Here is an 18286-nt window from a genome sequence, read left to right on the forward strand (position 1 = left end):
ATTGTCTATGGGCTGACAAGAACGCCGCAATGGGCTTAGAAGGCCAACCGCGCATCCATACTGTTTTGCGCCAACTTGCGGGCCTGCTCTTCGGTCATCCCCAAGGCATCTCGCAGCGCCACGAAATTCTCCAGCACATAGCCACCAAAATAGGATGGGTCATCGGAGTTCACGGTGACCTTCAAGCCACGTTCCAACAACTCCAGAATGTTGTGTTGGCTCATGTCCGGGAACACTTTCAGCTTAGTGTTCGACAAAGGGCACACGGTTAGCGGAATTTGCTCATCCGCCAGCCTATCGAGCAATCTCGGATCTTCTGCGGCACGCACACCGTGGTCTATTCGACTCACTTTCAGCAAATCCAGCGCTTGCCAGATGTATTCGGGTGGTCCTTCTTCACCCGCGTGAGCGACCGCCAGCAAGCCTTCGGCCCTCGCCTTGGCAAACACCCGCTCAAACTTGCCAGGCGGATTCCCCTGCTCAGAGCTGTCCAGCCCCACCGCAAAGAACTGCTCGCGAAACGGCATCGCCTGCTCAAGTGTTCGGAAAGCCTCGTCTTCTGACAGGTGACGCAAAAAACTGAGAATCAACCCGCTAGAAATACCCAACTGCTCCCGCCCATCGCGCAGGGCAGCGCTGATTCCATTAATCGCCACCTCAAAGGGGATGCCGCGCTCGGTATGGATTTGAGGGTCGTAGAAAGGCTCAACATGCACCACGCCCTGCGCCTCGCATTTCTGCAGATAAGCCCACGTGAGATCGTAGAAATCCTGCTCCGTGCGCAGCACGTTGGCCCCCTGATAGTATAAATCCAGGAACTCTTGCAGGTTATTGAAGGAGTATGCCTGGCGCAGCGCATCAACATCGCTCCACGGCAATTCAATGCCATTACGCCGGGCCAGCGTAAACATCAGTTCGGGCTCAAGGGCACCTTCAAGGTGCAGATGCAGCTCCGCTTTCGGTAACGCTTTCAGCCAGTCTTCGTTCATCGCCGCCTCCGGGGCTCACTTTTTTAGTGGATAGTATTCAAAGCGACATCTGGATCAGCCAAACCGGCTTTATACCCAGTGCCTGCCGCGCGCCTTCCGCTTCCGGCCAAGTCAGCAACCAGCCAAGCACGGCGAGGTTCAGAAGTACCTGGAGCCAGAAGGTTGCCTGAAACGAAGCTTTTCGGGTTTTGTGCCGAAAGAACTGCTGACCTACCAAAGCCCCCGGCCAGCCACAGAGAAGCTCAAACAAGTGCAATCGCCCCTCCGGCACCCGCCGATTACCCCGTTCCGCCGCACCTTTATCAACAGCGTACATCAGAAACGTTATCAGGCTCATCACGCCGTAAGCCGCGGGAAGCAGCAGCGGCACATAGCCCAGCCAACTCAGCAGTGAAAGTGCGCCTAACACCCCGGCAGCAACCAATAACCCCAACCAAACACCCGGCGCGACGGAGGCACTCAAGCGAGCCGCGCCGGCATACTGAAACTGCGACGCTCGCAACCGCCCTTGCTTGTCTTTAGTGAGCGCGAAATTCACTTGGCGCCCGGAGGAAGGCCGGCCCTGCCCCTGATAAGCGCTAATGTGTGCGAAGATGCGGTCGCCACCGTTTTCCGGAGTGATAAAGCCAAAGCCTTTGGCGTCGTTCCATGACGTGAGTGATCCTTTCTGATTCAATGTATGCTCCTTCATGATGGCAGCGATGTGGGTTTTCTTTATCGGTATCATCGCATTATATGCAGGCGCAGCCCCAGCGGGATTCGTTTTCAGGGGCACTTAACACGCATAACCTGAAAACAGTGTTCAGCAACAGGAGATCTAGTTCAATGACCACCAACCTTCCCTTTTCTCAAGCTTGTGAGAACAACAAAGCACCGATTCTCGAAAAGCTTCAAGAAATCTTTGTTGCGTCAGGTAAGGTGCTGGAAGTGGGCACAGGCACCGGCCAGCACGCCGTGCATTTTGCCACGGCTATGCCTCATCTGCAGTGGCAGCCGACCGACCATCCACAGGCAGCGGATACTTGTCGCCCTCGGTTGGCACAAGCTGCGTTGCCCAATATCCTACCGGTGCTAGAACTGGACGTAGCCACTCCCCCTTGGCCCGTTGAAGCCTTCACCTGGGCCTTCTCGGCAAATACAGCCCACATTATGGCTTGGGAAGAGGTCGAACACATGTTCCGCAACATTGGCGAACGTCTGCCCAAGCAAGGCGCCTTTTGTCTGTATGGCCCATTCAACCGTCAGGGCCGCTATACCAGTGAAAGCAACGCACAATTTGACCAACACCTGAAGGCCAATGCGGCCCACATGGGCATCCGAGATTTGGAAGATATTAGTAAACTGGCGGAAAATGTGGGGTTAACCTTGTCAGAAAACCATTCGATGCCTGCAAATAACCAACTGCTGGTTTTCAGGATAAAAAGGAGCAAGTTATGAGTAATCAATTTGACATCAATTATCTGGACCGATGCGTCGAACTGGCCGCAGAAGCGCTGGAGTCCGGCAATCCGCCATTCGGGTCGGTGCTGGTCGATGCAAACGACAATGTATTGTACGAAGGCCACAATCTCACCGCCGGCGGCGATAGCACCCAACATCCCGAGTTTGCCATTGCGCGCTGGGCGGCTACCAACATGACGCCTGAAGAGCGTGCCCAATCCACTGTGTACACATCGGGCGAACATTGCCCCATGTGCGCCGCAGCTCACGGCTGGGTAGGCCTTGGCCGCATCGTTTACGCCAGTTCTTCAGAGCAGCTAAGCGCCTGGCTGAACGAGATGGATCTGCCACAACCCCCAGTCGCAACCCTGCCCATTAATAGCGTAGTGCCAAACGTACCGGTTGAAGGCCCTTTCCCGGAACAGGCAGACGCGATTCAGCTGCTACAGAAACAGTATCATGCAGGCCGCTGAGCAAATCGTCGTCAAGGTGAGGTGATCCAAAAAAGCAGTTGCGGACTACTCTATCAGTCTTATTCCAATTTCAATGCAAATGGAGTTCTGCATGATTACCGTCCATCACCTGAACAACTCTCGCTCACAGCGCATTCTCTGGATGCTGGAAGAATTGGGCGTGCCGTACGAGATCAAACGTTACGAGCGCGATGCCAAAACCATGCTGGCGCCGGAAAGCCTCAAGAAGGTGCACCCGCTGGGCAAATCACCAGTCATTACTGACGGTGATCTGGTGGTGGCGGAATCGGGCGCCATTATCGAATACCTGGCCCACACTTACGGCAAAGGCACCATGCTGCCAGAAGCCGGTGGCCAGACCTGGCTGGATTACACCTACTGGCTGCATTACGCCGAGGGATCCTTAATGCCACCTCTGGTCATGCGCCTGGTTTTCGAGAAAGTCAAAACCAGCCCGATGCCGTTCTTCATCAAGCCCGTGGCCAAAGGCATTTCGGACAAAACCAATGAGGTTTTCATTGGCCCGATGATCAAAACCCACCTGGATTTTGTCGAAGCCCATCTGGCGAAGAACACCTGGTTTCTGGGGGATAACCTCAGCGCGGCGGATATTCAGATGAGTTTCCCGCTGGAAGCCTCGGTTGCTCGCGGCATCGTTGGCAAGAACCGGCCCAACATCACCGCTTGGGTAGAGCGCGTCCACGCCCGGCCTGCTTACAAATCCGCGCTGGAAAAAGGCGGAGAGTACGACTTTGCCTGATGCGGCACTCTCACGCTGGGCCAGAAACCTGCGCCCTCAAAAACTACCGTTCCGGCGGCGCGTCACCCGCGCTTCCGTGGCGTTGGTCTATCGAAAGACCGAGCACGGTGAAACGGAACTGCTGTTCATCCAGCGGGCGCGCCGGGAAGGTGATCCCTGGTCTGGGGACATGGCGTTCCCCGGAGGCCGACTGCAACCGGAGGACCCCTCCACCCGTGCCGCCGCCGAACGGGAAACCCTCGAGGAAACCGGCGTCGATCTCAAGCAATACGGTCGTTTCCACACCCGGTTATCAGATCTGCTCACCCGACATCACAGCCGTTGGCGGCCGATGGTCATTACACCGTATGTGTACGAGTGGCAGGGACCTTCGTCCGTCATGCTCAACCACGAAGTGCAACAAGTGGTGTGGGTTCCCCTATCCTTCCTCGCTAAAAAGGAAAATCAGAGCACCCTGCCCTGGCGAACTCCGCTCGGCACCTTAAACATGCCCTGCTGCCGGTATCAGGGATACTGCATTTGGGGCCTGAGTTACAGCATGCTGCAGGAGCTGTTAACGCTTACTACCGACGCTTGATCACAGCGATTGGCGCAGGACGTTTTCTATAATGTCTGCAGGCAGCACAACAGGATTAGCCTTCATAGAGGAAGCACTAGCAGCTGCCTGAGCGGCTGACTTAATGTGGTCTTCCGTCACACCGATCGAAGCCAGCCCCGGCAAGCCATTCTGAACAATCCATTCGCGAAAACTCTCAAGAGCCTTGCCGGCTGGCACTTCGAATACCTCCGCAATCCAACCAATTACATGATCGATTCGAGCCTTGTGCTCTACCTCAACCACGCTACCACGGTTCGCGGCAATGCCCGCGGGCAACAATGCACCACATATAGCCCCGTGGGGCGCGCCACACAAACCGCCTAGCGGCCCGGCGATGCCGTGTACAACCCCAAGCCCCGAGTTCGCAAGAGCCATTCCGCCAAACAGACTCACCTGCGCCATAGCATCTCGCGCTTTCCGAGATTCGCCCTCCATCAGCTGCTTTAACGCAAGAAGCCCTTTGGGAATCGCCTCTTTACACAACATATCCGTGAACAGGTTTGAACGCGACGAGAGATAAGGCTCGATCACCTGAGTGATTGCATCCAATCCTGAATGCAGGGTCACCTGCCTAGGGCAGTTATCGGTCAGCGCCGGATCAACCAAGGCAAGATCAGGCAACAACTGATTATCCCTGAGGCTAACCTTGCGCTGGGCATCGGCGACATCAATAACTGCGTTTCGAGTGACCTCCGCGCCGGTACCCGAAGTCGTTGGCACCAGAATCAGCGGCAGGCGCCGAGCAGACAATGGCAGCCCGCTGCCGACCACTTCCAAATGACTCAACAAATTCGTCTGGCTTGGCAACATCGCAGCCATCACCTTTGCCGAGTCCATAACAGAACCGCCGCCAATTCCCAGCACCAGATCAATGCTCTGCGATTTGCCTTTATCAATGGCGGCTACAAGCGTTTCAAGATCCGGCTCTTTTTCGATTTCCAGCGTTTGGACAACGTCCACATCCTTAAGCGATTCAAATGTCTCGGCGAGTCTGCCGGGATTTCTACCGTGGACAATCAGTGCCCGCTTGCCCAGGCTCGCCGCCCGCTGGTTCAGTTGAGCAACGAGCCCGCGCCCGAACACAATCTCGGTGGGAGTAACCAAGCTGAATGCGCTTAACATAAAAATCGCCCTGAAAAATGAGAGGAAACCCTTTTTATCAGCCTACCTTTTCCTTGGTTGTTCGGGAACGCACGTTTCACTAATTCAAACATGAACTATCTTGCCTAATAGACGTTTGCTGTTACCATAAATGTTCAATTGAACATCTAGAAATAAAAACCAATGGAGCCGGCCCTCCCAGATGTTCAGTAAAAACGCATGGACCGCTCCCCCACGGAGAATCACAATGAATTTCCAGAAGAAAAAGCTTCCCGGGGTACTGCCCACTGCTGCCTTGGCGGCATCCGTTTTGATGACAGTCTTTAGCGGTCAGGCATTGGCAGACTGCGAAAGGGGCGCACTGGATACGCTGTATTGCGACGAAAACGGCGACATGGTTGCCGACCTGCCCAACGACAAGTCGCAGTGGAACGATCCCGACACATTGATTTTTGCTTACACACCGGTTGAAGACCCCGCTATTTACTCCGACATCTGGCAGCCGTTCATCGATCACCTGTCGGAAGTGACCGGCCGTGATGTTCGTTTCTTTGCCGTTCAGTCGAACTCCGCTCAGGTAGAAGCCATGCGCAGTGGCCGTCTGCATATTGCTGGTTTCTCCACAGGGCCAACGCCTTTTGCGGTTAACCTGGCCGGCGCCGTTCCTTTTGCGCTGATGGGTTCTGATTCCGGCCAGTTCGGTTATTCACTGCAGGTTTACACCCACAGCGATTCCGACATTCATGAAATCACCGACCTGAAAGGCAAGCGTGTAGCCCACACTTCCCCGACATCTAACTCCGGCAATCAGGCGCCACGCGCTCTGTTCCCGGAATTGGGCGTGGTGCCTGGTGAAGACTATGAAATCACCTTCTCCGGCAGCCATGACCAATCCATGCTGGGCGTTGTTGCCAAAGACTACGACGCAGCTCCGGTCGCGTCTGAAGTGGTAGAGCGTATGGCCGCTCGTGGCCTGTACGACACCGAAGACGTGCGTTTGGTTTGGGAATCCGACCGCTTCCCGACCACCTCTTACAACCACGCGCACAACCTGCACCCCGATTTGGTTGAGAAGATCCGTGAAGCCTTTTACACCTTCAAGTTCGCCGGCACCGAGCTGGGCGAAGAGTTTGAGGGCGTAGAAACCTTCATCCCCATCAACTACAAAGACAACTGGAAGGTCATTCGTACCATTCAGGCCTCTAACGGCGTCCAGTACACCCGCGAAAACCTCAAATAAGCAGACCAGGAGCCTCTGGCAAACCGCCAGAGGCTCTACCCGGAGTTAACCACATGTTAGAGATTACCAACCTCGTAAAGCGTTACGGGCAAAACGAGCCTGTGCTTAAAGGCCTGGACCTGAAAGTCGAGGGTAGCAGCGTTGTTTCCATCGTCGGCGCTTCCGGTGCCGGTAAAAGTACCCTGCTACGTTGTATCAACCGGTTGGTCGAGCCAACCTCGGGTTCAATCAAGCTGAACGGCCACGAGTTGGTCAATCTACGCGGCAGCGAGTTGCGCCATTCCCGCCGACGCATCGGCATGGTGTTTCAGGGTTTTAACCTGATCGACCGATTGACCGTTATGGAAAACGTGCTCTCCGGGCGCTTGGGCTATGTGTCTTTCTTTCAGGCGTTGACTCGCCGTTTCCCGCAATCGGATATCGACCGCGCCTTCAGCCTGATGGAACGTGTCGGGATCGCCCATTACGCCGATAAACGTGCCGACCAGTTGTCAGGTGGTGAGCGCCAGCGCGTGGCCGTGGTGCGTGCCCTGATGCAAGAACCTGAAATTCTTCTGGCCGACGAGCCCACCGCCTCGCTCGACCCGAAAACCTCACAACAAATCATGAGCCTGCTGCAAAGTCTGGCCAATGAAATGTCGCTGCCTGTTCTGATCAACATTCACAACGTCACTCAGGCTCGCATGTACACCGACCGCATTGTCGGTATGCGTCACGGCCAAATGATTTTTGACGGCGAACCCAAAGACTTCAATCAAGATGCTCTGGATGCCATTTACGGGGGCATTGAATCTCCGGAAGAAGATGCCGGTGAACCCGCGTCCCCAACCGAGGAGGCTTCCGCATGACATCCGGCAGAACTGCATCCGATACAACATCGGGCAGAGTCTGGAAAAAGCCCCCGTTTATAGCCAATCCCTGGATTCGCTATGGCTTGGGAGTGATCATCCTGGCCTACCTGTACTGGGCGTTCTCCACTCTGCCGTTTGACTGGCAGCGCATTGCCGAAGGCTTGCCCCGTGCCGGCAAAATTTTTGGTGGTGCCGTCCCGCCCAGCTTTGAGCGGGCCGAATTGCTTTGGACCGGCTTCAAAGAAAGCTTCCAGATCGCCTTTCTGGCTACCATGCTCGGGGTTCTGCTGTCAGTTCCCATTGCGGTGATGGCCGCGCGCAACGTTTCACCGCTGCCGGTTTACCTGTTGGGCCGCACGTTAATAATCGTTTCCCGCAGCTTTCACCCGGTGATTGTCGCCATTCTGTTTGTTGCGGCTGTGGGCTTTGGCCCCATGGCGGGCATTCTTACCCTGACCCTGTATTCCATAGGGTTTGTGGCAAAGCTACTGGCGGAAGAGATTGAAGAAATCGACTGGGGCCAGGTGGAAGCCATGCGTTCAGTGGGTGCGGGTTACATGAAGATTCTGGTGTATGGGGTTTTCCCGCAGATTATGCCACGCCAGATCGGCCTTTCGATGTACCAGCTCGACAGTAACCTTCGCGCTTCGGCCGTGGTTGGAATTGTTGGTGCCGGTGGTATCGGCGGCACCTTGATGAACGCGTTCGGACGTTACGATTACGATTTCGCTTTTGCCATTCTCCTGATGATCATTGCAATCATTCTGGTCAGTGAAGGCTTGAGCGGATGGGTGAGGAAAAAAGTATGGTAGATCACGCAGCTAAACTGACAGACCGAGTGTGGTCGCGTTACAACCGTAAAGAACAGCTTACGCGCTATGTGGTCTACCTGGTCACCCTGATCGCCGTTGTCTGGGCCGTAAGCGACATCAACATCTTCTGGCCATGGGTGTGGGATGCACCCAACCAGATCCAAAGCCTCGCGGGGCGCATGTGGCCACCGGAGTTCAGCAAATGGGAGGCGATTTTCTCCGCGATGCTGGAAACCGTCCACATCGCCACCTTGTCTACCATGCTGACAATCTTCATCGCCTTGCCGGTGTCTTACATTGCCGCGCAAAACACCACGCCGAACAAGGTTACCCTGTGGGTTGGCCGGTTTATTCTGGTATCCAGCCGCTCGGTGAACACCATCATTTGGGCGTTGTTGTTCGTGGCCATTTTCGGCCCCGGTGTACTGGCCGGTATTCTGGCGGTGATGTTCCGCTCTGTGGGCTTCATCGGCAAGCTGATGGGCGAAGCCATTGAAGAAATCGACCGTCGCCCGGTTGAGGCCATGGAAGCAACCGGCGCCAGCAAAATGAAAGTGGTGCTGTACGCGATTGTGCCGCAGGTCATGCCGGCCTTCTTTGCCATCATCATTCTGCGCTGGGACATCAACATCCGCGAATCCACGGTGTTGGGTTTGGTGGGCGCCGGTGGCATCGGGGTACTGCTGCAAGGCTCCATCGACATGTTCGCCTGGCAAACCGTTGCAACCATCCTGCTTGCCATTGTTGTATTGGTCATTTTAGGCGAGGCGCTGACCAGCGTCCTGCGCAAGAAAGTGATCTGACCTTGCAGTGCTTGTCGTCTGAACCCTTTTGGGCGGCAAGCACTCACGCTGTGAACTGGAATCTCCCTTCTATGAAAGACCTAATCGATTTTGGCACTGCCGACATTTTGTTCACCGATGTGGACGACACACTCACCACCGGTGGCCGGCTGTTGCCAGAAACCTATCTTGCCCTCTGCCGCTTGGCCGAAGTCGGCATTAGCATCATCCCGGTAACCGGTGGCTGTGCCGGATGGTGCGACCAGATCATCCGCACCTGGCCCGTTAAAGCGGTGATTGGCGAAGGCGGCGCCTTCTATGCAGAACGGACTGCCCCGCAGACGGTTGCCTGGCACTTCTGGGAGAACGAAACCAAGCACCGCCGCGATCAACAAGCCATCCTGGATGCCGTTGCGGCCCTGGAACTGGACTTCGAACCCAAGCTGGCCACTGACCAAGCGTTCCGCTTTGTGGATGTGGCAGTCGACTACAACCAGCAGGAATCGCTCACACCGGAACAGGTGAAGGCCATTCACGACCCTCTGATGGCGCAGGGCTTCAGCGTTCGGCAGAGCTCTATCCACATCAACATCTGGCTGGGCGAGTTCGACAAATCCACCATGTCCGTTCGGGTCGGCCAGGAAGTGCTGGGCCTGGATATCGAAGCCCTGCAGAAGCGCGCGGTCTTCATTGGCGATGCGCCGAACGACGAAAGCATGTTCCGCAACTTTCCAATGAGCGTCGGGGTCGCTAACATTCGCAAGCATTTACCTGTGATGACGCACCAACCGGCAGCGATTGCCAGCCAGCCATCGGGGCTGGGTTTTGCTGAAATGGCAGAGGTCTGGCTGCAACATCGCACCTGATTGAGCACGGAGTCTGATGAGCGCGAGAGAACGCCAGCGTTGCATCCTGGAATGGGTGCATGAACAGGAGCATGTCGAAGTTGAAGACATCGCCCGACGTTTTGGCGTTACAACTCAAACCATCCGCCGCGACATCAACAAAATGTGCGAGCAAGGCCTGTTGCGGCGTCGCTACGGCGGCGTCAGCCTGCCGGCCAAACCTGCGCCCGCTCTGGCGCCTGCCCCTGAAGAACCGGTTGCCAACGTTCGGGCCAAACAGCTCATCGCCCACCGTATTGCCACCGACATACCGGAAGGTGCCACGGTAAGCCTGGGCGTGGGCAGCACGATAGAACTGATCGCCCAGGCGCTGATCGGGCACAAGGCACTGCGCATATTAACCAACAACTTCCGTGTGGCGGCCGCGCTTTCGGGGAACCCCGGCATTGAAGTGATTGTATCGGGGGGGATATACCGCCACGCCCATCACGATGTGGTAGGACCGGAAGTGACAAACTTCTTCAGCTCTTTCACCACCGACTTCGGCATTGTCAGTACCGGCAGCATGGATCTGGTCAATGGTCTGATGGATCACGAAATTCGCGAAGCGGAAGTCAGCAGAGCCATCATTGCCAACACCCAAACCCGCCTACTCGCGGCCGATCATAGCAAATGGAGCCACGACTCCCACTGCAAAGTGGCCTCGTTCAACTACGTTGACCGCTTCTACACCGATAAAATCCTCAAGAAGCACCGTGTCGGCCTACCGGGCTCACTCAACATCATCGAATGCAGTTTAGAAAATAATTGTAAAAAAACTTTGCAACGCCTCTGAATTCGCGTACCTTGTCTCTCGTTGGAAAGATTAAGCAAAGCATTTCACGAATAAGACCTTTCAAGTAGTCATACTTCTAGTCCTGTTTTTGACCCTGCACGTGTTCATGTTTCCGCATTCCGCTGATCAAAGATCACAACGATCTCTTGGCAGCAAATTATTGATTAAAATCAGGTTATATATTATGTCTACAGTTACCGGCACCGTTAAGTTCTTCAACGAAGCAAAAGGTTTTGGCTTTATCACTCGTGAAAGCGGCCCAGACGTTTTTGTTCACTACAGCGCTATTCAAGGCGGCGGATTCAAGACTCTGGCTGAAGGCCAGCAAGTAGAATTCACCGTAACTGACGGCCAGAAAGGCCCTCAGGCAGAGAACGTTGTTGCCCTGTAAATAACAGGCAAAACGTGATCAAAAAAAGGCAGCCTAGGCTGCCTTTTTTATTGCAATCAGAATACGTTATTACTTCTTCAGACTGATCTGCCTTGAACCGGTGGGGAACGTTTGCCCACTCTTACCCTTACCTACTTGCTCGACGGTGCCACCCGCTTTCAGAAACGCTGCGGTCTGCTCTTCAATCGTGGCTGACGTTAAAGTCGATTTTTCGTTCTTCTTACTCATTATATTTACCCCGTCCACTTCGGTTTATTTACCAACCTAAGCTTCCATACTATAGGAATTGGAAATAAATTGTCTGAAATATAAACAAAACATCCAAAAAATCGATTTCAGAAACGCAAAACAAGCATTTCCCGAATACTTAGCTAACAAATAGAATAACGATATTCCAAATAGTTAGGAGTATCGCGAAATGTTTAGGGGATTAGGCGTGTGCGCATTGCTTACCACCGCAGGCTACGGCCTTGCAGCGCTGCCTCCTGTTCAGAAAACCGGCCTCGGGCCACTGGTGTTTACGTTAATACTCGGCCTCGTGGCCGGAAACCTCCGCGTTGGAAAACAGCTGGAAGGCACCGCAGCCGGGCTTGGCTTTGCGTCGCGCTGGCTGTTAAGGACAGGCATCGTACTCTTCGGGTTTTCTCTCACGGTGCAGCAGTTGGTGGGATTGGGGCCGATGATTCTGGTGCTGGATACCCTTGTTGTTCTAACCATCACCACCGCAGGTTATTGGTTGGGCACCCGGTGGCTAAAACTGGATCGCGATACCGCCATTCTTACCAGCGCCGGAAGTGCTATCTGTGGTGCCGCCGCGGTACTGGCCACCGAAGGCGCCATTCGCGCAAAACCAGCCGCTACATCTATGGCGGTCGCTACCGTGGTGCTGTTCGGCACATTGGCCATGTTCGTGTACCCGGTCATGTTCCCGCTGCTCGGTTGGGATGAAGGGCTATACGGCATTTACATTGGTTCCACGGTCCACGAAGTGGCACAAGTGGTCGCTGCCGGGAATGCCGTTGGCGAAGAAGCCATGGCGAATGCGGTCATCGTAAAACTGGTTCGGGTTATGTTGCTGGTCCCGTTCCTGCTGGTCATCGGCCAGATCTGGAACCGAAGCCGGAACAAAACCGCTGATGCGGGCGCAACAACCAGCAAAATCACCGTTCCCTGGTTCGCGTTTGGTTTTGTTGCCGTGGTCGTGCTTAATAGCCTGCTGCACCTCCCGCAAACAGCCCAGAGCACGCTGGTGCTTGCAGGGCAAATCGCGATGACCATGGCGATGGCCGCTCTAGGGTTTCAAACCCGGATCGAAGCGCTACGGCACTTGGGCGTAAAGCCGTTTATTCTGGCGCTGTTGCTCTTTGTGGCGCTGCTGGTCGGAGGTGCTGTGGTCACGCCGGCGATTATCGGGTAACAACCAAATCGGTTATCGGGATGCTGCTAGAGCGCATCCAGATAACCCCACCGCGATAGCTGCCCCATCTGGGTCTGTATCCAGACGGCGCGTTCCTGCACATAAGGCGAAGGGGCGCGCACACTCAACACCTTGGGGTTGGGCAGCACAGCTGCCAAGTGCGCCGCCTGCCGAGCCGATAACACACCCGCCGGAATGCGGTAATAGGCACGGCTGGCAGCCTGCACACCGTAAATGCCCTTGCCGAATTCGGCGGTGTTCAGGTACACCTCGAGAATACGCCGTTTTGGCCAAAGCGCATCAATGGTCAGCGCCAAGCCGGCCTCAATGGCCTTTCGCACAAAGCTTCTGCCATTCCATAAAAACAGATTCTTGGCGGTTTGCTGGGTGATGGTACTGGCGCCGCGCAACCCCTCACCTGCCTGATACTCCGACACCGCTTTATGCACTGCCTGAAAATCGACCCCGTGGTGCTCTAGAAATCGCTGGTCTTCACTGGCCATCACGGCCAAGGGCATCCAGTCTGAAATTTCCGACAAGGGCACCCATTCGTGCTGCAGCGACGGCCCACCGTCACTCATCTGATAACTCAGCATAAAAGCGCTCGTGGGCGGGTTTACAAACCGAAACAATAAAATCACTGCTAGAACCAATGCGACCGCACCTGCGGCGCACCAAAGAAAGAACCGCAGTATTCTTTGCACATAGGAATTCTTGGTCTTCTTTATCATTCGCTTTCCTAATTACCTCCCCCCAAATGGGGGCAGTTTATGAAAGTTTATCCATGTTAGTTTGCCAGAGTCCCTTCAGCGGCAGTTTTCTTAAAAAGGAGTTTTTATGAAAGAATTCAAGAACTGGGCTCTCACAGCAGTCATTTCCTCCATCGCCTTAACGGGATGCAGCGGCAGCAGCTCATCCGGCGGCTCATCATCAACACCCCCGCCCGCCGGCGCAAACGAAACCGGCGTGTTCGTTGACAGTGCCGTGGCAGGTATTAACTATGCAACATCCCCCAGCGGACAAACAGGCCAAACCAACAACCTAGGCGAATACGAATACCAATCCGGTGACACGGTCACCTTCAGCGTGGGTGGCATCAACCTGCCACCGGTAACAGCGACAGGGCGTATCACTCCCGTCGACATGGGAAGCGGCACCACCAACTGGAATGAAGACCAAACGGTCGTCAATATTTTGCGCCTGCTGCAAACATTGGACGACGACGGCAACCCGGCTAACGGCATTAACATCACGCCCGCCGTGCACACTGCCCTCAAAGATGTTGCCCTGGACCCGAGCCTGAGCGAATCAGACTTCGAAACCCAGGCCAATACAGCCCTTCAGAACACCAGCAAAACCCTGATCGACAAAACCGCTGCGATAGCCCACTTCCAAGAGTCGCAGAATGGCGAACTCACCGGAAGCTGGAAGTTCGTTGAGCCAAACGGCAACGTAAACGTTCTGACCTTCTTCAACGGCGACCAATATCTGATCGTGCATCGCGATGCCGACGACGGTGACCAGCAAGCGGGCACTGGCGAATACGGCACCTACGCTTGGGACAACGCGTCAGGTGACCTTAACCTGACCGTCCTCGGCGATTCCGACCGCAGCGGCGGCCTGGCAGACGTCAATGAAACCGCCACCTGGACCATGCAACTGGTGAACGGCGGTCTGGAACTCACCTCGGCCGGTGATAACGAACAAATTGTCTTCGAACCGATCCGAAACGAGCGCAATAGTCTGGTGGGCAGTTGGTACCTTGGCGAGGGAGAAATTGGCGGCCAGAACGCTCACAACGTGTTGACCATTCTGGACGACAACCATTACGTGATTGCACACAACTTGAATCAAGAGACTTACGGCAGCAGCAGCCCTGTAGGCGTTTCCTCGGAATGGGGTAACTACAGCTATGACGGCGAGACCTTTGCGGTCAGCAACGTTACCGTGGATCTGGACGGCCCGGGCGGTTTTTACGACAACCCGGCCAACGATGGCAACGGCCCGGTAAACGGCCCCGCCATTTTGCATCCCACGGGCGAGCTTACGTTAACCGACAATGCCAACAGTCAGGACAGCTTCACACTGGTGCGTTTGGGCCGTTATGCGGTTGATTTCCGGGACTTCGAAGGCGACACCAAACCGGTATACGTCGAAGCCGATCTGTACCCGGGCGATATGGCTAAGGACAGCTATTTCTTTGCTTTCAGCGATTTTGTAGCGCCCGGCGCAGAGGGTACTTACGACCTGGAATTTTCCAAAGATGCGCGTATCACCGTAAATCTCTCTACAGAAAATAACAGTCGCACGGGCACAATAAATTTCGGTGGCGACGAAATTAACCAAATCCCTGATTGGGAGGTCAGCACATCAGGCGCTTTGGTATTCAAAGAAACGGACGGCACATCTGGCGACTATGGCCACTGGCGTTTCCTGAATATAAAGGGTGGCGATCCCCAGTTCCTGGTCCATCTTGATGGCGTCGATCCGCTTGAACTTCAGTTCACCACGGGAATCGATGACGAACCCATCAAATAACCCCCATTGCTGAAACTACCCACATCCCGAGGCGTGCAGAAAGCAACCTCGGAATGTGGGCTCCCGCTAGCCTATCGCTCTTACCAACGCACCAACCAGTTCGGCCTGGCGGCGGTAACCGTTCTTCGCCAGCAGATTTTTCACATACCCTCTGACGGTATGCACAGACAGCCCTTCCGCTTCAGCCGCCTCATTAATACTCAGCCCGTGCATCAGATGCCCTGCCGTAATCGCTTCGGCATGCGTGCAGCTAAAAAGCCGTTTGAGTTTGCCAATATCGGGTGTTCGTGTTGCAGAGAAAGGAACCAGCTCTACCAGAGCACCGTATTGGCCGAGCGCCTCCGCAGAATCAAGTTCCGCTTCCATCGATAGTGGGGTAACACAGACGGCCAATCGCTCATCACCCGACTGATCAAACAGCGCGATCATGTCCTGAATACCGTCCCGGGCATTGAAAATGCTCGTCAGAATGGCATCATTCAGTTGTCGGTTAAATCCTTGGTGCCGACTTTGCAGACGCACATCGCTTTGTTCGGTAACGAACAAGCGAGGATGGGAACTCAGCACCGCGTCTGCTGCGGCGTTGCAGCGCACCACACGAGCCATTTCATCCAGCACGATCATGGGTTTGCCAACCTGATCCAATGCCATCGCCAAGGTTTCGTGCTGAGTTCGTGACTGATAAATCTTATGGAACAAACCAACTGCATTTTCAATGTGCGGGGCCAGCATGTTCATCTGCATAAGCTCTGTCGATGTATAGTGGCCTTCATCTCGATGACGGTTCGCCAGAAACACCACCTTGGCAGCGGGCCCTTCACTGACCAGCATACCGGCACTATCACCAAGCCCCACGGCCTTTACCCATTCACGGGTTTCCCCGTTAACCACGCTTAGAATATCTACGTCGGGATTGCAGCCGGCTAACGAATCAAACTGTCGTGGGGGTAGCGCGCTGAAATGCAACAGCGCGTCGTCTTTTGCTGCCAAGCCACTGTTTAAAAACCATTGCTCGAACCCTTCCGGGTATCCGAAGGTCCAGCCGTATGCCATCTGCATAGGTTCGTGGGTCAACCCTAGAATCCCCCCCTGAAGACACCGGAACTGTTTTCGGAATTCATCAAAGAAAGGCTGGAAGCCTTGGTTGGTATGCAAACAGCGGTACAAGATGGTGACGAGCCGGTTATAACCCTCAAACTCTCCTGCTTTGATGTTCAGCGAATCCGTTATCACCCTGGTCACAACAGCAGCCCTTCATTCCCTTTAATAGCTAGACATAAGGAGCTTTTCGAAGGCGTTTCGCGCATGGTGAATTCAAGTCGCTCGAATCACTCCGGGTCTTTCATTGTTTATATTAGAACGAGTTTTCAGATCGGCCACTGCAAATTCGCCGATCGCTCCTACACCTCGTTGGCTTTCCGGTATTGACCCCGATAATCAAAAATACGCTCTTGCACCTGCCAATAATGCTTGTGCTTACGGGCAATAACGAAATCAGGCGCTGGCATCAAAGCCTCCGATTCAAGCACGTGTTCGACCTTGCTGAACTCTTTGGGTGCCTGGCCGTTCGCGTAACGCCGCCCGAAGAGTTTATTGAAAACGCTGCGCTGCGCCGGTCTGCCGAAGTCGAACGACTCGTTCAGTTCTTCCCCGTCTTCGCCATGGTAAGTGATTTTGAGCTTATCGCCCTTGGCCGATGAGGTCACACCCGCGCAGCGGATGACCATGGCGTTCTTGAGCCTCAGCGCATCCCGAAGCTGATCGTCGGGATCGATAATGGCCCCCTTACACTGATGGCAATTGCGGGCCGCGATGTCATTCTCGGCGCCGCATTGTGGACATTCTTTAAATCGAAAACGGTAATCACACTGCTCGGGGCGCTCCCTCGGCGCTGAAGAGTTGGCTTCTTCAGCAGGCTCCAGCAGCCCCTGGCAGCGGCGACCGTAGTGCTCAATAACGCGACCGTCGCTGTCGGTTTTTCCCCAGAAGATGTTGGCAAACCCACAACCCGGGCAGAACACCTGTACCGGCTCGCTGTCGGGATCCGGCTTTTTCTCGCCCACTTCCGGGTGATGCAAATTGACGCTGTTACCCGCGTAATCAATCACCAGACAATCCTGCTTACCGTCATCCAATCGGAGGCCACGGCCAACGATTTGCTGGTACAAGCTGACCGACTGGGTAGGCCGAAGAATGGCGATGAAATCCACATGAGGCGCATCGAAGCCCGTAGTGAGCACCGACACATTCACCAGATACTTCAACTGCCGCTGCTTGAAGCGCTGAATCAGCGAATCCCGCTCAGCCAGATCAGTCGCGCCAGTAATCAACGCGGTTTCGTGCTCGGGCAAATACCCGGTGATTTCCTTCGCGTGCGCCACCGTAGCCGCAAAGATCATTACCGCTTTACGTTCAGCCGCCAGCTCCATTACCTGCTCAATAATGGCTCGGGTAACGCGCTGATGTTTGCTCAGTAACTCGTTCACATCCTTCTCGGCGTATTCGCCAAAACGGTCCTGCACCAGCGCAGAGAAATCGTATTGCGCCACCGCAGCATTCACCAGTTCAGGCTTGGTGAGATACCCGCGATTGATCATATAGCTGAGCGGCAGTTCGTAAATGCAATGCACAAAGGGCTTGTATTGCTCACTACGCACAAAACCCCGGTAGTGATAGCGGTAAATCCAGCCCATGGCCAGCCGGTATGGCGTGGCGGTTAGCCCTAGCACTTTGAGGGAATCGTTCTGCTGCTTCAGCAACTCGATGATGCGCTGATACTGGCTGGTGTCCTCGCCGCTGACGCGATGGCATTCGTCGATGATCACCAGCGAGTACTCATCTTTGAACTGATCGAGATTCGCCGACACCGACTGCACACTGGCGAAGGTCACCTGATGCCGGTTGTCCTTGCGCTTCAGCCCGGCGGAGAAAATCCCGCCCGTTAACCCATAGCTCTCGTACTTGGCGTGGTTTTGTTCCACCAGCTCTTTCACATGGGTCAGCACCAGAATCTTGCGCTTAGCCAGGCGCGCCAATTCCGCGATCACCAGGCTTTTACCCGCACCGGTCGGCAGTACGATCACCGCAGATTCATCCGATTTACGGAAATGCTTCAGCGTAGCCTCGACGGCTTCTTGCTGGTAGGGGCGCAGTTTGAAGGGGGCGTTCATGGGCATGGGCTTAATCGTTGAATGGCCAGAACTCTCTTTGCGGC

The 18286-nt window shown here is 54.9% G+C and carries 20 protein-coding genes; 13 read left to right on the forward strand and 7 right to left on the reverse strand.

Annotated features, from left to right (window positions below; translation table 11 throughout):
- Positions 1-35 precede the first annotated feature (35 nt).
- Together MWU64_RS00630 and MWU64_RS00635 are read right to left on the reverse strand one after the other, a co-directional pair.
- Complete coding sequence (locus MWU64_RS00630) at positions 36-989, reverse strand: adenosine deaminase (RefSeq protein WP_247059199.1); 954 nt, start codon at positions 987-989, stop codon at positions 36-38.
- Positions 990-1026: 37 nt separating this feature from the next.
- The gene (locus MWU64_RS00635; protein WP_247059201.1) at positions 1027-1665 is read right to left on the reverse strand and encodes a cold shock and DUF1294 domain-containing protein; all 639 of its coding nucleotides are present in this window, start codon (positions 1663-1665) and stop codon (positions 1027-1029) included.
- A 149-nt stretch (positions 1666-1814) separates the two neighbouring features.
- On the opposite strand from MWU64_RS00635, the gene MWU64_RS00640 reads away from it, so the two are divergent.
- The 4 genes from MWU64_RS00640 to MWU64_RS00655 all read left to right on the forward strand — a co-directional run bounded on the left by MWU64_RS00640 (position 1815) and on the right by MWU64_RS00655 (position 4239).
- A complete protein-coding gene (locus tag MWU64_RS00640; RefSeq protein ID WP_247059224.1) occupies positions 1815-2426 on the forward strand; it encodes a DUF938 domain-containing protein in 612 nt (203 codons plus the stop codon).
- Positions 2423-2902, forward strand: coding sequence for a nucleoside deaminase (locus MWU64_RS00645; RefSeq protein ID WP_247059231.1), 480 nt, complete (start codon positions 2423-2425; stop codon positions 2900-2902). The genes MWU64_RS00640 and MWU64_RS00645 overlap by 4 nt, the downstream gene beginning before the upstream one ends.
- A 91-nt stretch (positions 2903-2993) precedes the next feature.
- Positions 2994-3662, forward strand: coding sequence for a glutathione S-transferase (locus MWU64_RS00650; protein WP_247059233.1), 669 nt, complete (start codon positions 2994-2996; stop codon positions 3660-3662).
- The gene (locus MWU64_RS00655; protein ID WP_247059235.1) at positions 3655-4239 is read left to right on the forward strand and encodes a CoA pyrophosphatase; all 585 of its coding nucleotides are present in this window, start codon (positions 3655-3657) and stop codon (positions 4237-4239) included. Before MWU64_RS00650 ends, MWU64_RS00655 begins: the two co-directional genes overlap by 8 nt.
- Here MWU64_RS00655 and MWU64_RS00660 read toward each other — a convergent pair whose 3' ends face one another.
- The gene (locus MWU64_RS00660) at positions 4240-5382 is read right to left on the reverse strand and encodes an iron-containing alcohol dehydrogenase (RefSeq protein WP_247059236.1); all 1143 of its coding nucleotides are present in this window, start codon (positions 5380-5382) and stop codon (positions 4240-4242) included. It abuts the gene before it with no gap.
- A 226-nt stretch (positions 5383-5608) separates the two neighbouring features.
- On the opposite strand from MWU64_RS00660, the gene phnD reads away from it, so the two are divergent.
- The 7 genes from phnD (at position 5609) to MWU64_RS00695 (ending at position 11117) form a co-directional block, all read left to right on the forward strand.
- A complete protein-coding gene (gene phnD / locus MWU64_RS00665) occupies positions 5609-6601 on the forward strand; it encodes a phosphate/phosphite/phosphonate ABC transporter substrate-binding protein (RefSeq protein WP_247059244.1) in 993 nt (330 codons plus the stop codon).
- A 53-nt stretch (positions 6602-6654) separates the two neighbouring features.
- Positions 6655-7449, forward strand: a complete 795-nt coding sequence (gene phnC / locus MWU64_RS00670) for a phosphonate ABC transporter ATP-binding protein (protein ID WP_247059246.1) — start codon at positions 6655-6657, stop codon at positions 7447-7449.
- A complete protein-coding gene (phnE, locus tag MWU64_RS00675; protein ID WP_247059249.1) occupies positions 7446-8264 on the forward strand; it encodes a phosphonate ABC transporter, permease protein PhnE in 819 nt (272 codons plus the stop codon). The genes phnC and phnE (MWU64_RS00675) overlap by 4 nt, the downstream gene beginning before the upstream one ends.
- Positions 8258-9067: a phosphonate ABC transporter, permease protein PhnE gene (gene phnE / locus MWU64_RS00680; RefSeq protein WP_247059251.1), complete on the forward strand. Its 810-nt coding sequence runs from the start codon at positions 8258-8260 to the stop codon at positions 9065-9067. The genes phnE (MWU64_RS00675) and phnE (MWU64_RS00680) overlap by 7 nt, the downstream gene beginning before the upstream one ends.
- 71 nt (positions 9068-9138) lie before the next feature.
- Positions 9139-9912: an HAD-IIB family hydrolase gene (locus MWU64_RS00685; RefSeq protein ID WP_247059257.1), complete on the forward strand. Its 774-nt coding sequence runs from the start codon at positions 9139-9141 to the stop codon at positions 9910-9912.
- A gap of 16 nt (positions 9913-9928) precedes the next feature.
- Entirely contained in the window at positions 9929-10726 is a 798-nt protein-coding gene (locus MWU64_RS00690; RefSeq protein ID WP_247059260.1) for a DeoR/GlpR family DNA-binding transcription regulator, read from the forward strand.
- Between the two features lie 184 nt (positions 10727-10910).
- Positions 10911-11117 (forward strand): cold-shock protein, encoded by a 207-nt coding sequence (locus MWU64_RS00695; RefSeq protein ID WP_199006208.1) that lies wholly within the window; start codon positions 10911-10913, stop codon positions 11115-11117.
- 69 nt (positions 11118-11186) lie between these two features.
- On the opposite strand, the gene MWU64_RS00700 is transcribed toward MWU64_RS00695, so the two are convergent.
- Entirely contained in the window at positions 11187-11345 is a 159-nt protein-coding gene (locus MWU64_RS00700) for a hypothetical protein (RefSeq protein WP_247059262.1), read from the reverse strand.
- A 190-nt stretch (positions 11346-11535) separates the two neighbouring features.
- Here MWU64_RS00700 and MWU64_RS00705 point away from each other — a divergent pair, with 190 nt between their 5' ends.
- Positions 11536-12534, forward strand: coding sequence for a YeiH family protein (locus tag MWU64_RS00705; RefSeq protein ID WP_247059264.1), 999 nt, complete (start codon positions 11536-11538; stop codon positions 12532-12534).
- 26 nt (positions 12535-12560) lie between these two features.
- Here MWU64_RS00705 and mtgA read toward each other — a convergent pair whose 3' ends face one another.
- Positions 12561-13265 carry a monofunctional biosynthetic peptidoglycan transglycosylase gene (gene mtgA, locus MWU64_RS00710; protein WP_247059287.1) on the reverse strand — a complete coding sequence of 235 codons (705 nt, stop codon included), beginning with the start codon at positions 13263-13265 and terminating at the stop codon, positions 12561-12563.
- Positions 13266-13371: 106 nt separating this feature from the next.
- On the opposite strand from mtgA, the gene MWU64_RS00715 reads away from it, so the two are divergent.
- Positions 13372-15072 (forward strand): hypothetical protein, encoded by a 1701-nt coding sequence (locus MWU64_RS00715; protein WP_247059289.1) that lies wholly within the window; start codon positions 13372-13374, stop codon positions 15070-15072.
- Positions 15073-15138: 66 nt separating this feature from the next.
- Here MWU64_RS00715 and MWU64_RS00720 read toward each other — a convergent pair whose 3' ends face one another.
- Together MWU64_RS00720 and MWU64_RS00725 are read right to left on the reverse strand one after the other, a co-directional pair.
- The gene (locus MWU64_RS00720) at positions 15139-16314 is read right to left on the reverse strand and encodes a helix-turn-helix transcriptional regulator (protein WP_247059291.1); all 1176 of its coding nucleotides are present in this window, start codon (positions 16312-16314) and stop codon (positions 15139-15141) included.
- 158 nt (positions 16315-16472) lie between these two features.
- Positions 16473-18242 carry a DEAD/DEAH box helicase gene (locus tag MWU64_RS00725; protein ID WP_247060704.1) on the reverse strand — a complete coding sequence of 590 codons (1770 nt, stop codon included), beginning with the start codon at positions 18240-18242 and terminating at the stop codon, positions 16473-16475.
- Positions 18243-18286 lie beyond the last annotated feature (44 nt).

Origin of the sequence: Marinobacter sp. S0848L (assembly GCF_023016065.1) — a bacterium.
Classification (GTDB): Bacteria; Pseudomonadota; Gammaproteobacteria; order Pseudomonadales; family Oleiphilaceae; genus Marinobacter.

Coding starts and splice junctions, on each gene's coding strand:
- MWU64_RS00640 (WP_247059224.1), top strand. CDS start 1,815: ATGACCACCAACCTTCCCTTTTCTCAAGCTTGTGAGAACAACAAAGCA.
- MWU64_RS00660 (WP_247059236.1), bottom strand. CDS start 5,382: ATGTTAAGCGCATTCAGCTTGGTTACTCCCACCGAGATTGTGTTCGGG.
- MWU64_RS00685 (WP_247059257.1), top strand. CDS start 9,139: ATGAAAGACCTAATCGATTTTGGCACTGCCGACATTTTGTTCACCGAT.
- MWU64_RS00715 (WP_247059289.1), top strand. CDS start 13,372: ATGAAAGAATTCAAGAACTGGGCTCTCACAGCAGTCATTTCCTCCATC.
- MWU64_RS00700 (WP_247059262.1), bottom strand. CDS start 11,345: ATGAGTAAGAAGAACGAAAAATCGACTTTAACGTCAGCCACGATTGAA.
- phnE (WP_247059249.1), top strand. CDS start 7,446: ATGACATCCGGCAGAACTGCATCCGATACAACATCGGGCAGAGTCTGG.
- MWU64_RS00650 (WP_247059233.1), top strand. CDS start 2,994: ATGATTACCGTCCATCACCTGAACAACTCTCGCTCACAGCGCATTCTC.
- phnC (WP_247059246.1), top strand. CDS start 6,655: ATGTTAGAGATTACCAACCTCGTAAAGCGTTACGGGCAAAACGAGCCT.
- MWU64_RS00695 (WP_199006208.1), top strand. CDS start 10,911: ATGTCTACAGTTACCGGCACCGTTAAGTTCTTCAACGAAGCAAAAGGT.
- mtgA (WP_247059287.1), bottom strand. CDS start 13,265: ATGATAAAGAAGACCAAGAATTCCTATGTGCAAAGAATACTGCGGTTC.
- MWU64_RS00705 (WP_247059264.1), top strand. CDS start 11,536: ATGTTTAGGGGATTAGGCGTGTGCGCATTGCTTACCACCGCAGGCTAC.
- MWU64_RS00645 (WP_247059231.1), top strand. CDS start 2,423: ATGAGTAATCAATTTGACATCAATTATCTGGACCGATGCGTCGAACTG.
- phnE (WP_247059251.1), top strand. CDS start 8,258: ATGGTAGATCACGCAGCTAAACTGACAGACCGAGTGTGGTCGCGTTAC.
- MWU64_RS00725 (WP_247060704.1), bottom strand. CDS start 18,242: ATGAACGCCCCCTTCAAACTGCGCCCCTACCAGCAAGAAGCCGTCGAG.
- MWU64_RS00630 (WP_247059199.1), bottom strand. CDS start 989: ATGAACGAAGACTGGCTGAAAGCGTTACCGAAAGCGGAGCTGCATCTG.
- phnD (WP_247059244.1), top strand. CDS start 5,609: ATGAATTTCCAGAAGAAAAAGCTTCCCGGGGTACTGCCCACTGCTGCC.
- MWU64_RS00690 (WP_247059260.1), top strand. CDS start 9,929: ATGAGCGCGAGAGAACGCCAGCGTTGCATCCTGGAATGGGTGCATGAA.